The 12,432-nt window shown below is 62.4% G+C and carries 12 protein-coding genes; 7 read left to right on the top strand and 5 right to left on the bottom strand.

Features of this window, described 5'->3' with window-relative positions; all coding sequences use genetic code 11:
- Positions 1-37: 37 nt before the first annotated feature.
- On the top strand, positions 38-889 hold the full coding sequence (locus LGT41_RS15250; protein ID WP_274127788.1) for a cell wall hydrolase: 852 nt from the start codon (positions 38-40) through the stop codon (positions 887-889).
- On the opposite strand, the gene LGT41_RS15245 is transcribed toward LGT41_RS15250, so the two are convergent.
- The 3 genes from LGT41_RS15245 to nadA are packed head-to-tail and all read right to left on the bottom strand — an operon-like array spanning position 882 to position 4,168.
- On the bottom strand, positions 882-2,462 hold the full coding sequence (locus LGT41_RS15245; RefSeq protein ID WP_274127787.1) for an L-aspartate oxidase: 1,581 nt from the start codon (positions 2,460-2,462) through the stop codon (positions 882-884). The genes LGT41_RS15250 and LGT41_RS15245 overlap by 8 nt on opposite strands.
- Positions 2,463-2,464: 2 nt before the next feature.
- Positions 2,465-3,094 carry a CAP domain-containing protein gene (locus tag LGT41_RS15240; protein WP_274127786.1) on the bottom strand — a complete coding sequence of 210 codons (630 nt, stop codon included), beginning with the start codon at positions 3,092-3,094 and terminating at the stop codon, positions 2,465-2,467.
- A 24-nt stretch (positions 3,095-3,118) separates the two neighbouring features.
- Complete coding sequence (gene nadA / locus LGT41_RS15235; protein ID WP_274127785.1) at positions 3,119-4,168, bottom strand: quinolinate synthase NadA; 1,050 nt, start codon at positions 4,166-4,168, stop codon at positions 3,119-3,121.
- 145 nt (positions 4,169-4,313) lie between these two features.
- Here nadA and LGT41_RS15230 point away from each other — a divergent pair, with 145 nt between their 5' ends.
- The 4 genes from LGT41_RS15230 to glmM are packed head-to-tail and all read left to right on the top strand — an operon-like array spanning position 4,314 to position 8,243.
- On the top strand, positions 4,314-5,261 hold the full coding sequence (locus tag LGT41_RS15230; protein WP_274127783.1) for a dihydroneopterin aldolase: 948 nt from the start codon (positions 4,314-4,316) through the stop codon (positions 5,259-5,261).
- 20 nt (positions 5,262-5,281) lie between these two features.
- The gene (locus LGT41_RS15225; RefSeq protein WP_274127781.1) at positions 5,282-5,884 is read left to right on the top strand and encodes a thioredoxin family protein; all 603 of its coding nucleotides are present in this window, start codon (positions 5,282-5,284) and stop codon (positions 5,882-5,884) included.
- Positions 5,884-6,909, top strand: coding sequence for a dihydropteroate synthase (folP, locus tag LGT41_RS15220; protein ID WP_274127779.1), 1,026 nt, complete (start codon positions 5,884-5,886; stop codon positions 6,907-6,909). Before LGT41_RS15225 ends, folP begins: the two co-directional genes overlap by 1 nt.
- A complete protein-coding gene (gene glmM / locus LGT41_RS15215) occupies positions 6,906-8,243 on the top strand; it encodes a phosphoglucosamine mutase (RefSeq protein ID WP_274127778.1) in 1,338 nt (445 codons plus the stop codon). Before folP ends, glmM begins: the two co-directional genes overlap by 4 nt.
- Before the next feature lie 93 nt (positions 8,244-8,336).
- On the opposite strand, the gene LGT41_RS15210 is transcribed toward glmM, so the two are convergent.
- Positions 8,337-9,206, bottom strand: a complete 870-nt coding sequence (locus LGT41_RS15210) for a DMT family transporter (RefSeq protein WP_274127777.1) — start codon at positions 9,204-9,206, stop codon at positions 8,337-8,339.
- Positions 9,203-10,111: a DMT family transporter gene (locus LGT41_RS15205; protein WP_274127776.1), complete on the bottom strand. Its 909-nt coding sequence runs from the start codon at positions 10,109-10,111 to the stop codon at positions 9,203-9,205. The genes LGT41_RS15210 and LGT41_RS15205 overlap by 4 nt, the downstream gene beginning before the upstream one ends.
- 100 nt (positions 10,112-10,211) lie before the next feature.
- On the opposite strand from LGT41_RS15205, the gene LGT41_RS15200 reads away from it, so the two are divergent.
- Together LGT41_RS15200 and LGT41_RS15195 are read left to right on the top strand one after the other, a co-directional pair.
- Positions 10,212-11,066, top strand: coding sequence for an NAD(P)-dependent oxidoreductase (locus LGT41_RS15200; RefSeq protein WP_274127774.1), 855 nt, complete (start codon positions 10,212-10,214; stop codon positions 11,064-11,066).
- Positions 11,067-11,240: 174 nt separating this feature from the next.
- Positions 11,241-12,428, top strand: coding sequence for a phosphoserine transaminase (locus tag LGT41_RS15195; RefSeq protein ID WP_274127773.1), 1,188 nt, complete (start codon positions 11,241-11,243; stop codon positions 12,426-12,428).
- Positions 12,429-12,432 lie beyond the last annotated feature (4 nt).

Genomic DNA, 12,432 nt, shown 5'->3' with positions numbered 1-12,432 from the left:
GCCATGTGGCCACTACCGAAACGCACCGGGGGTTATTATGAAAATCGAATTTGTATCACGGCGCGAACAGCGCATACGCTTTGCTTTGGTTATGGCGCTGCTGGGTGTGATGAGCGTGCCGATCTACAGCACGACTCTGGCCAATGCGCTGCGCGTTGAAATTGATGCCTCGCCAGACCCGCAACTGCAGGTGTCTGACCAGATTGAATCTGTCCAGAACCAGGAACGGATCGCGCTGGCGGCAAACACATCCGACGGTCTGGATGACCACAGCGCCGGTTTCAACTTTGTCGAGGCGCCGCAAGACGATAGCGACCAGCTCGTTGGCTCGTCATCGCGCATTGCCCATGATGCCGAAGCAAACCGCCTTGCCAGCATTGCGCAAAACGCCACGCGCGGCTTTGAAACACCGGTGATCGAAACCGGGTTCAGCCTGGATATGCTGGATGACATGCCCGAGGCGGGCGGTGATGCGCAATGGTCATGCCTGACAGAAGCGCTGTATTTCGAGGCGCGGGGCGAAGATCTGCTGGGCCAGATGGCCGTTGCCGAGGTGATTTTGAACCGCGTTGACAGCCCGCGCTACCCCGATACCGTGTGCAAGGTCGTGCGCCAGGGCGCAGACCAGGGCGCAGAGCAGTTGAATGGCTGCCAGTTTTCCTTCCTTTGCGACGGGCGCGCGGAATATGTGGGCGAAAAGGTCGCCTATGCCCGTGCAGGCCGTATTGCCGCAATGATGATCGACGGGCGCCAGCGTAATCTTACCGCTGGCGCAACCTATTATCACACGACGGCGGTCAGTCCGCGCTGGGCGCGCGCGCTGGAGCAGACCGCGCAGATCGGCGCGCATCTGTTTTATCGCCGTCCGACCGAACTGGCGCTCAACTAGGCTGAAACCGGGCGCGAATCTTCAGGGCTTCGGCCAAGGCCATGCGTGTTTGGCGGGCGCAGCGGGGATTGGCCTGTGCAAAATCGCTGCGAAAATGTCCGCCACGGCTTTCGCGCCGTATAAAGGCGGCAGCGGCCACCAGGGTCGCCGCCGTTGTCATATTCAGGAACGCGCGTGACTCCGGGGCAAATTCCGCCTCGAGCGTGGCGATGGTTCCAAGCGCGTGGCCTAGGCCGGTCGCCGTGCGGATGACGCCGACATGGTCATCCATAACCTGGCGCAACTGTGCAATTGCATGGCTGGGCGCCATGCGCTGCCTGCTTATTGGTGGCGCGGCATCGGGCATGGCGCTGCGATTTTCTGGCGCAATCTCAAGGCTTTGCAGATCCTGGGCAATGCGCGCACCGTAAGCCAGAGCTTCGAGCAGCGAGTTTGAGGCCAGCCGGTTGGCCCCGTGCAGCCCTGTGCAGGCGACCTCGCCGCAAGCCCACAGGCCCGCAAGGCTGCTGCGGCCCAGGGCATCGGTGGCTATACCGCCCATATGGTAGTGCTGGGCGGGGCGCACGGGGATGGGTTGGGTCACCGGGTCTATTCCCGCCGCGCGGCAATAATTGGCGACAATGGGAAATTCCTGGTCAATTGCGGCCCCGATGGCGGCGCGCGTGTCCAGATACACCGCAACCCCGGCTGTTACGCGGGCATGAATGGCGCGGGCAACAATGTCGCGCGGGGCAAGCTCGGCATCGGGGTGTTCACCCTGCATGAAACGGTGGCCATCTGCGGTGATCAATGTCGCCCCGTGGCCGCGCAAAGCCTCGGTTGCCAGCGGGGTCGGGTCGGCATCGATGGCGATGCCGGTGGGGTGGAACTGCACGAATTCCGGGTCGGCAATCTGCGCGCCGGCCCGCGCCGCCATGCCCAGCCCCTGGCCGCACACGCGGCTTGGATTGGTCGTGGTGGCGTAAAGCCCGCCAATGCCGCCTGTTGCCATAACAACGGCGCGGGCGCGCATGATAAATGACTCGCCCGGCAGGTCATCGGCACGGCGCGCGACGATACCGCAGATTTTGCCATTCTCCAGCAGCAGGTCATCGACGATGGTGTTTTCAACCAGATGAATTGACGGGGTTGCGCGCACTTGCGCGGCCAGTGCCAGCATAATCGCCCGCCCCGCGCCATCGCCCCCCACGCGGACCACGCGCGCGGCCGAATGCGCCGCCTCGCGCGAAAGCAAAAGCTGCCCGTCTGGCCCATGTTCAAACGGTGTGCCGATGGCCAGAAGGTCATCTATGCGCGCGCGGGCTTCGGCGGTAACGCTTTGGGCGATGTCATGGGCCACGGTGCCGGCACCGGCTGCAATTGTATCGGCCGCATGGGCGGCCGGGCTGTCATCGGCTGACATGGCTGCGGCAACGCCACCCTGCGCATAGCTGCTGGATGCGCCCGCCCCCAATGGCTCGGGCGAGATGACAGTGCAGGCTTTGGGGGCAAGTTTGAGCGCGGTAAACAGCCCGGCAAGCCCGGCGCCAATAATCAGCGGCCCGTGCGCGCAATGCTCATCGCTGTGCTGCAAGTCTATCCTGCGAAGGTTTGGGCGGCATAAACCTGCCCGCAAAGCTGGCCACGCGGATCAAGCCCGATGGCCGCCCCCATGCGATTGTAGCGGCGGTTGAGGATATTGGCACGGTGCCCGGCCGATGCCATCCAACTGGAAACAAGCTCTTCGGCCAGGCTGGCATAGCTATGCGCCGGCACGGGCTGCCCGTTTGACTGATAGCGAAAATTGCACCCGCCCCCGGTAAAACTGCGCCCGTTAAGCGCATAAAAGAAGTTGAGCGCGATATTCTCGCCCCCGCGCTGAAAGGGTTCACCTGCAAAATGCATTCTGTCGGCAAGGTTGCGCACGCCGGGCTGGTTCAGCACATGGCTGTAGTTGCGGTCCTCGGCCATGCCCTCGGCCAGCACGATTGCGGCGCGCAGAATTCCGGGGGTCGTTTGCAAGGGGCGCATCCCACGGCGGCAGCGTTCAACATTGGTATGATAAAGCACAAGTGCTGAAAACAGCGCCTGATCAACCGGGGTTGCGCTGATGGCGCGGTTTACATTGCCGCTTGGCCGTTGCGCCGGGCAGGATTGGGCGGTCGCCACAGTGGCAAGCCCCAGGCCAAGCAGCGCGCCCATCAACAAGGTTCTGAGAAGTTTCATTGCTGTCCTCCGCTTTTGCCGGGGTCAACCCAGCGCGATCATCCGCTCGACAGCGCGGCGCGCCGGGTCAAGCAATGCGTCCTCCACAAGCACCTCTTCCGTTCCGCTATGCAGCGCCCAAAGGATGCCTTCCAAGCTTATTCGTTTCATATGTGGGCAAATCGTGCAAGGGCGCACGAACTCCACCTCAGCCAATTCCGAGGCAACATTATCCGACATGGAGCATTCGGTGACCATCACAACCTTTTCGGGGCGGTGTTTGCGCACCCAGTTGATCATGCCGTTTGTGGAGCCGGAAAAATCGGCTTCGGCAATCACATCGGGCGGGCATTCGGGGTGGGCGATGATCTTGATGCCGGGGTTGTCTTCGCGGAATGCGCGAATTTCCTCGGGGGTGAATTGCTCATGCACAATGCAGGCCCCCTCCCAATAGACAATGCGTTTCTTGCTTTCCCTGGCGACGTTTTGCGCCAGATAGCCGTCGGGGGTCATGATCACCGTATCGCCGGGGCGGCTGTCGACAATGCGCAGCGCGTTCGACGACGTGCAGCAAATATCGGATGCGGCTTTCACCGCGGCGGTGGTGTTGACATAGGACACCACTTCCGCCCCCGGATAGTCGGCCCGCATTTTTGCGATATCGGCAGCGGTAATGGAGCTGGCCAGCGAACAGCCCGCGCGGCTGTCGGGGATCAGCACGGTTTTGGCCGGGTTCAGAATTTTCGAGGTTTCGGCCATGAAATGCACACCGCATTGCACAATGGTTTGCTGGCTTACCTTGGTGGCGGCAATGGCCAGTTGCAAACTGTCGCCCGAAACATCGCCAACCCCGTGGAAGATTTCCGGCGTCATGTAGTTATGCGCCAAAATCACCGCATCCTTTTCAGCCTTCAGCTTCTGGATGGCCAGAATATAGGGCGCGTGCCTGGCCCAGTCGACTTCGGGGATCACGCGCGATACGCGCGCATACAGCTCTGATGTGGCCTTTGCCGCCGCCAGCGATGGCGCAAGGTCGTAATTTGCCGCCAATTCGGCGCGCGCAGCATCGCGGGGGGTGTTGGCGTTCATATACATGGGTAGGCTCCGGCATGTTCGGGTTGGCCTGTTTTCGGCGTTTGCGCGCCAAACTGTCAAGGCCAAGGCAGGATAAACGTTTGAACTGGGGCAGCAATCTGCTTAAAAGCGGCCCGCAGGTTGCCTATCGGAAAGGGTGGAGCCAATGGACGAAACCGCCATCGCCTTTGAAGGGCCGAATGCCCGCGCCAAAGCCACCGCCGGGCCCGACCCGCGCGACCGTATTTCGGTGCGCGATTACGTGGTCGAGGTTGAAATTGGCGCCTTTCAGGCCGAACGCGGCGTGCGCCAGCGCATCCGCTTCAACGTGGTGCTTGAAGTGGCTGCAACCACCGCCGCGCAGGATGACGATGTCGACAAGGTCATTTCCTATGACACGATCACCGAGGCGATAGACATGCAATTGGCCGATGAGCGTATCAACCTGCTTGAAACCCTTGCCGAGCGCGTGGCCGAACGTTGCCTTGCCGATCCGCGCGCCATTCGCGCCTTTGTGCGCATCGAAAAGCTCGACCGCATCCCCGGAACGCTGGGGGTGGAGATTGTGCGCTCCAAACCCGCGCCCGATATTCCGCGCCTGCATAACCCCGCCAAACCCGCCCAGGCCGATGCCGTGCCGCACCCGCTGGTGGTTTTCCTGTCAAACGCCGTGCTGCAATCTGAACACTTGCCGCAATGGCTTGATGCGATAGCCGCGCATGTTTTACCGGCCATTATCTGCGTGGAGATGGTGCCGCAGCCCGCGCCCGTTGCCGCCAACAAACTGGCACAGCGGCGGATTGACCTTCTGGCGATCGAGCAGAATGCCTGGAGCCTTGCGGCGCGCGACAAGCGTTGCGTGGTTGTCGCCAGCCGCACCGAGCTGGACTGGGCCATGAAGCACGGCCAGCTTTCGGTTTGGGCGCCGTCAAAAATTGTGCTTGATGCCGTTGAAAGCCCGCGCGCCGATGCCCGCCACCCCGCCGAACTTGCGCTGTGGTTTGCCGAGCATTTTCATGCTGCAAAACTGGCGGTCATTGGCCATACCGCGCCACAGGCAGGTGCCGATATGCCGGTTGTAACGCTTGATATCGGCGAAATTCACCGCCTCTAGCGCGCTTGCGCTTGGCGGGCATGACTGGCATGACCTATCATTACCGCAAAACCCAGGAGCGTATGATGGCCACAACCAGCACAACCCCCGCCATGTTCGGCCAGAAAGCCCCCGATTTTGCCCTGCCCGCAACCGATGGCACGATTTACGGCATCGGCGATCTGCGCGGCGTGCGCGGGCTTGTGGTGGTGTTCATCTGCAACCATTGCCCCTATGTGATCGGCATTACGAAACGGCTGGTGCAAGATGCGGCAACCTTGCAGGAGATGGGCTTTGGCTTTGTGGCGATCAGCGCGAATGATGCTGAAGCCTACCCCGAGGATTCCTTTGAAAACATGAAGCTGTTTGCCGAAAGGCACCGCTTCAACTTCCCGTATCTGTATGATGCCGACCAGTCTGTTGCCCGGGCTTATGGTGCGGTCTGCACCCCCGATTTCTTTGGCTATGACGCGCATTTGGGCCTGCAATACCAGGGCCGGATCGACGAATTTGGCCGCAACCCGCGCCCGGATGCTGCGGCAAGCGAGCTGGTCGATGCCATGCGCCATGTCACGCGCACAGGGCAGGGGCCAAAGGGGCAGATGCCATCAATGGGATGTTCCATCAAATGGCGCGCCACGTAATGGGCTATTATCGCCCTCTTTTGCAGCGCGATGCCTGCCGCCCGGCGCATTCGGCTGCGCTTGGTGGCGGCCCGCTCTGGTTCGACCATGCTGAGTTGTTGTCGCGCGATGCACCGCCAAGGCGCGTTGCCCTTGCTGATATCCCCGCCGATAGTCTGGCCCGCCTGACCACCCCGCGCCCCGATATTTGCGGGCTTTCGCAATCGCGTCCCGTCATCATGGGCATTCTCAATGTCACCCCGGATTCATTTTCTGACGGTGGCCGCCATTTCGCCCTGAATGCTGCCCTGGATGCCGCGCAGGCAATGGCTGAAAACGGCGCCGATATTCTGGATATCGGCGGTGAATCCACCCGCCCCGGTGCTGCGCCCGTCAGCGAAGACGAAGAGCTTGGCCGCATCATCCCGGTTATTGCTGCGCTGCGCGAACAAGGGTTCAGCCTGCCGATTTCCGTCGACACGCGCAAAGCCAATATTGCGCGCGCCGCGCTGGTGGCGGGGGCCAATCTTGTGAACGATGTTGCGGCCCTTGGCTATGATGCGGCCATGCCGGCAACAATTGCCGCCGCGCGCGCCCCCGTCTGCCTGATGCACGCGCTTGGCGATCCGCGCACCATGCAGCAAGACCCGCGCTATGATGATGTGCTGCTCGATGTCTATGATTTTCTTGAAACCCGCATGGAGTTGGCCGCGGCTGCGGGCATTCCGCGCAGCGCCATTCTGGCCGATCCCGGCATCGGCTTTGGCAAAACGCTCGACCATAATCTGGCGCTGATCCGCGGGCTGGCGCTGTTCCACATGCTTGGCTGCCCGCTGCTTCTGGGCACATCGCGCAAACGCTTCATCGGCATGATCGGCGGGGCAGAGGCGCCCGCGCAGCGCGTGCCGGGCTCGCTGGCCACAGCCCTTGCCGGGCTCGATCAGGGTGTGCAATGGCTGCGCGTGCATGATGTTGCCGAAACCCGGCAGGCGGTGGCGCTTTGGCGCGCCATCTTGCCCGAACACACACAGAAAGGCGCGCCATGAGCCGCAAATATTTTGGCACCGATGGTATTCGTGGCCGCGCAAACACCCACCCGATGACCGCCGAACTCGCCCTGCGGCTTGGTGTGGCCGTCGGCCATTACTTCAAGGGCGATGCCCGCGCCAACCGCGTGGTCATCGGCAAGGATACGCGCCGCTCGGGTTATATGCTGGAAACCGCGCTCACCGCCGGCCTCACCTCGGTCGGCATGGATGTCTATCTGCTTGGCCCCGTGCCAACCCCTGCGGTGGGTATGCTTACACGTTCCATGCGCGCCGATCTGGGGGTGATGATCTCCGCCTCGCACAACCCCTATTACGACAATGGCATCAAGTTTTTCGGCCCCGATGGCTATAAACTGTCGGACGAGGTGGAACACGCCATTGAAGACCTGCTTGAAGGCGGCGCACCGCTGGCCGGCTCGGATGATATCGGCCGCGCCCGCCGCATCGAAGGCGACCGCACGCGCTATGTCGAATTTGCCAAAACCGCGCTGCCGCGCCGCCTTCGGCTTGACGGTCTGAAAATCGTCATCGATTGCGCCAATGGCGCTGCCTATAAAACCGCGCCGGAGGTGTTGTGGGAACTCGGGGCCGAGGTTGTGGCAATGGGCGTTTCGCCCAACGGGTTCAACATCAACGATGGCTGCGGCTCGACCGCGCCCGAAGCCGCCGCCGCCCGTGTGTTGGCCGAAGGTGCCGATCTTGGTATCTGCCTTGATGGCGATGCCGATAGGGTGATCATCATCGATGAAACCGGTGCTGTGGCCGATGGCGACCAGTTGATGGGGCTGATCGCCACGCGCTGGGCCGAAGCGGGGCTGCTGGCCAGGAACACGCTGGTCGCAACGGTGATGAGCAACCTCGGGCTGGAACGTCACCTTGCCGATAACGGCCTGACATTGCTGCGCACCCCGGTAGGGGATCGTTACGTCGTCGAGGAAATGCGCGCGGGCGGCTATAATCTGGGTGGCGAACAATCCGGCCATATCGTCATGTCCGACTTTGTAACCACCGGTGATGGGCTGATCGGCGGGCTTCAGGTGCTGCGCGCAATGGTCGAAACCGGCCAGAAAGCCAGCGCACTCACCCGCGTTTTCACCCCCGTGCCGCAATTGTTGCAAAATGTGCGCTTTGATGCGGCGCGCGTCCCGCTCGATGCGCCGCGCGTGCAGAAAGCCATAACCGACGCCAAAGCCAAATTCGGCACCGAAGGCCGCCTGCTTATCCGCAAATCCGGCACCGAACCGCTGATCCGCGTTATGGGCGAACACGCCGATGCCACCCTGCTCGAAACAACCGTCAACGCCATCGCCGCCGAAATCGCAAAAGCCTGACCCCATCTTTTGCTCATAAATATCCCACGGGGGTCCGGGGGTGTGAAACCCCCGGCTACCAGCATCGGGTCCGGGGGTGTGAAACCCCCGGCCTTAGCTGGGTTTGCGCCTTTCGCGCGCCACCAAAAGCCCGGTCAAAATCAACCCATAAGCCGCCAGATCACGCCACAAAAACGCTTCATCCAGTATCGCAACCCCCAAAAAACCTGCCCAGATCGGGATAAGATAGCCGACGATCGAGGAGAAGACCGGGCCCGAACGGCGCACCGTGTAATAGCGCAAGATCTGCGCAAGCCCGGTCGGGAACAGGCCAAGCGCCACAAGCCCGATGATCGCGCCCGAGGGGGGCAGGCTGGCGGGCATCTGGCTGATGCCGAATACGGCAGACACCGCCGATCCCATGATCATCGCACCCGCCGTGGCCCGAAACGGGTGCATCCCCTTCATGCCGCGTATGGCGATGGCCGAAACCGCATAGAAAACCGCTGCAAATATTGCCATGACCACCGAGACCGGCCCGGCACTGATCCCTGCAAAAGCAGTTGGCCCGGCAAGCAGCAATAGGCCCACAAAGCCAATGGCAAACCCCGTCCAGCGTCGCTTGCTGATGAAATCACCCAAGACCAGCCATGCGAAAACCAGCGTGAACAGCGGCACTGCGGCAATGAAAATGGAAACGGTGCCCGAGGGCAATTCGCGCTGTGCATAGGCCAGCAGGGTCTGGGGCAGGGCCAGCCCGACCGCTCCCAGCACAAAGGCCGTGCGCCATTCAGCCCCCCGCGGCAGGCCAGCACCGGAAATCAGCGCCAGCGGCACCAGCACAACGGCCGCCAGTGCAAGGCGCGAAAAGGCAATGCTCATCGGGTGGAACCCTTCCAGCGCGAGTGTTGTCAGAAAAAACGACGATCCCCAGATCATCGTCAGCACGGCCACCGCGGCCACTGCCCGGCCATCAACAATCATACCCGTGCCCGCCCGATTTTCGCCTGGCTGATGGCAAGCCCGGCCAGAACCAGAACCAGCGCGGCCATAAAGCGCGATGGCAGGGTTTCATCCAGAAACACCACACCCAGCACCACGGCCCAGATCGGCACCTGATAATTGGCCAGCGCCAGAAAGGCCGGGCCTTCGCGCTTGATCAGGAATACCAGCATCAGCGTGGCCAGCGCGGTCGGCACCAGCCCCAGATAGGCAACCGTGGCCCAGGACAGCGGCGTTGCCATTTGCGGCGCACCTTCGACAATAAAGGCCACCGGCAGCATGATCAGCGCCGCCAGCAAAAGCGCGGCCGAAGAAAATACCAGCGTTGGCCCGGGTGGCGCGCGGCGGGTCACAATAGAGCCAAGCGCATAGCACAGCGCCGCCAGAATGCAGCCAAGCTGGGCGATCACCTCGGTCCAGCCGCCCGCACCGGGCGAAAATACGCCGGGGCCGATCAGAACCACAACACCGATGAAGCCGATCGTAAAGCCAAGCGCGCGCCGCCCGGTCATCGGTTGGTCGGGCAGCAGGACATGGCCCAGCGGCAGCACCAAAAGCGGCACCAGCGCCATTGTAATGCCGGCAAATCCGGCACTGACATAGGCAAGCGAGAACAGCAGCAGGCTGAAGGGCAGCGCGTTGGACAGCACTGCCATGCCAAAGCTCGCCAGCCAGATGCGCCGGTCGACACCCTGAAAGCCGGGCAGGCGCAGCCCGCGCGCCCGCGCGATGCCCCAAATCACCACGGCCGCAAATGCAATGCGCAAGGCCGCCACATTCAACGGGGTCTGGTCCTGCAATGCAACGCGCATTACCGGAAAGGAGGTGCCCCATACAAGCCCAACCAAGGCCAGGATCACCCACGAGCTTGGCCGAGGCGTATTCATAACGGTTCCGATTTGAGTCGCGATAGACTAGGACAAGACCGTCGGAGTTGGAAGCGCGGTTCGCCAGGGGCTGCACGGTTGTCAAAAAGGAGCAGAGGCAATGGGGCAGGGCGAGGTGATCGGTATCATCGGGCTGGGGCGGATGGGCAGCGCCATTGCGCAGAAGCTTGCACATAAAAACCCTGTTCAGGGCTGGAACCGCACCGCGCGACCCGCGCCGGACGGTGTGCGCCTTGCCGATAATCTGGGTGCCTTGGTGCAAAATTGCACAATCCTTGTAACATCGCTTTTTGATGACCCCGCATTTGACGAGGTTTCAGAACAGCTTGCGCGGTTTGATTTGACTGGCAGGCTGGTGGTAGAAACCAGCACGATCGCAGCGGCCACGCTGCAAGCCGCCGCCGCGCGCCTTGGTGCCGCGGGGGCCGCACTTATCGACGCGCCCATCGCAGGCGGCCCGCCTTTGGTGCTTGAGGCGAGGGCCGGAATGCTTATGGGTGGCGATGCGCACCATGTTGCACGCTGGCAACCCTTTGCCGAACAGCTTGCGGGCCGCGTTCTGCATATGGGCCCGCTTGGTGCCGGGGCTGCGGCAAAAACCGTGAACAACATGATGTTGGTCGGCTATTGGCAGGTGCTGAAAGAGGCGCTGCTCACCGGGCGGCAGGCGGGGCTGGCGCTGGAAGAAATGCTGCACATGCTCGCCGGTGGCCCGGCGGCAAGCGGCGCGTTTCGTGCGCGCCTGCCGGTCATCACGGGAGAGGACAGCACGGTCGGCTTTTCGGTCGATGGTGTGGCGAAAGACGCGCGGTTGTTTGTTGAAACCGCGCAAGGCTACGGGGTCGATGTGCCCGCCCTGCGGGCCGCGCTCGCCAGTTTCGAGGCGGCCTCGGCGGCAGGTATTGGCGGCGATGATCTGGCGCGCATGTTGGCCCATGCCTATGCGCAGATTTAGCCAATCGGAAACCTCTGTTCACCAGTGGAACGCTTGCGCGACCCCTAAGCCGCGATTTGCGACAAATCCCGCTTGCCGCCCATGCTGCACTTGCGTAATCAGGCGGCGGGCAGGTCGCTGGATAGGGCGAGTGGCGGCAGGCTCAGGAATTTCGCCCTGACGACGGAGCTGGTTATGAACCAAGCTGTGATGCCGCCTGCCCAGACACCAAGTGTTTTGCCTGCGCGGCCTGAATTTTCATCTGGTCCCTGTCCCAAACGCCCCGGCTGGTCGGCCGATGCCGTGGCCGCGCGCGCCTTTCTGGGCCGCAGCCACCGCGCTTCTGCGCCCAAGGCGCAACTGGCTGATGTTTGCACCAAAACCCATGCGCTGCTGGGCCTGCCCGCCGATTACCGGCTGGGCATCGTGCCCGCCTCTGACACAGGCGCCGTTGAAATGGCGCTGTGGTCGCTGCTGGGCCCGCGCCCTGTGGATGTGCTGGCCTGGGAAAGTTTTGGCGCTGGCTGGGCGAATGACATTCAAAAGCAGCTCAAACTGCCCGATGTTCGCCTGCTTGAAGCGCCCTATGGCGCTTTGCCCGACCTTGCCTCTGTGCGCGCTGATGCCGATGTGGTGTTCACATGGAACGGCACGACATCGGGCGCGCGCGTGCCCGATGCCGACTGGATTGCGGCTGATCGTACAGGGCTGACGATTTGCGACGCCACCAGCGCGGTGTTTGCCCAAAACCTCGACTGGGCCAAGCTCGATGTCGTAACCTTTTCATGGCAGAAGGTGATGGGCGGCGAGGGTGCGCATGGCGTGCTGATCCTGTCGCCCCGCGCCGTGGAGCGGCTTGAAAGCCATACGCCCGCATGGCCGATGCCCAAAATCTTCCGCCTGACCAAGGGTGGCAAGCTGATCGAGGGAATTTTCAGGGGCGAAACCATCAATACCCCCTCGATGCTGGCCGTGGCCGATGCCGCCGATGCGCTGGATTGGGTGGCGGAAATTGGCGGGCAGGCAGGTGCGCAAACCCGTGCCGATGCGAATTTCGCAGCCTTGCAAGCATGGGTCGACCGTTCGGACTGGATCGAAAACCTTGTGGCCGATCCTGCCGCGCGCTCCAACACCTCGGTTTGCCTGCGCATAACCGATGCGCGCGTCGCCGCATTGGGCGAGCCTGCGCAGCGTGCCTTTACCAAAGCCATGTGCGCCCGGCTGGAAAAGGCCAATGCCGCCTATGACATCAACGGCTATCGCGATGCCCCGCCGGGCCTGCGCATCTGGTGTGGCGCGACCGTCAACACCGATGACATTGCCGCGCTGACCCCGTGGCTCGACTGGGCCTTTGCCGCCACAGCCGCCGAAACATTTGCCTGAAGGA

Origin of the sequence: Abyssibius alkaniclasticus (genome assembly GCF_020447305.1) — a bacterium.
Taxonomy (GTDB): domain Bacteria; phylum Pseudomonadota; class Alphaproteobacteria; order Rhodobacterales; family Rhodobacteraceae; genus Abyssibius; species Abyssibius alkaniclasticus.
This window is presented reverse-complemented; position numbering and strand designations above follow the sequence as displayed.

Excerpts from the sequence above, each read along its gene's own strand:
- LGT41_RS15240 (WP_274127786.1), bottom strand. The coding sequence starts at position 3,094 with ATGAAACTTCTCAGAACCTTGTTGATGGGCGCGCTGCTTGGCCTGGGG.
- LGT41_RS15210 (WP_274127777.1), bottom strand. The coding sequence starts at position 9,206 with ATGATTGTTGATGGCCGGGCAGTGGCCGCGGTGGCCGTGCTGACGATG.
- nadA (WP_274127785.1), bottom strand. The coding sequence starts at position 4,168 with ATGTATATGAACGCCAACACCCCCCGCGATGCTGCGCGCGCCGAATTG.
- glmM (WP_274127778.1), top strand. The coding sequence starts at position 6,906 with ATGAGCCGCAAATATTTTGGCACCGATGGTATTCGTGGCCGCGCAAAC.
- folP (WP_274127779.1), top strand. The coding sequence starts at position 5,884 with ATGGGCTATTATCGCCCTCTTTTGCAGCGCGATGCCTGCCGCCCGGCG.
- LGT41_RS15230 (WP_274127783.1), top strand. The coding sequence starts at position 4,314 with ATGGACGAAACCGCCATCGCCTTTGAAGGGCCGAATGCCCGCGCCAAA.
- LGT41_RS15205 (WP_274127776.1), bottom strand. The coding sequence starts at position 10,111 with ATGAATACGCCTCGGCCAAGCTCGTGGGTGATCCTGGCCTTGGTTGGG.
- LGT41_RS15195 (WP_274127773.1), top strand. The coding sequence starts at position 11,241 with ATGAACCAAGCTGTGATGCCGCCTGCCCAGACACCAAGTGTTTTGCCT.
- LGT41_RS15225 (WP_274127781.1), top strand. The coding sequence starts at position 5,282 with ATGACTGGCATGACCTATCATTACCGCAAAACCCAGGAGCGTATGATG.
- LGT41_RS15250 (WP_274127788.1), top strand. The coding sequence starts at position 38 with ATGAAAATCGAATTTGTATCACGGCGCGAACAGCGCATACGCTTTGCT.
- LGT41_RS15200 (WP_274127774.1), top strand. The coding sequence starts at position 10,212 with ATGGGGCAGGGCGAGGTGATCGGTATCATCGGGCTGGGGCGGATGGGC.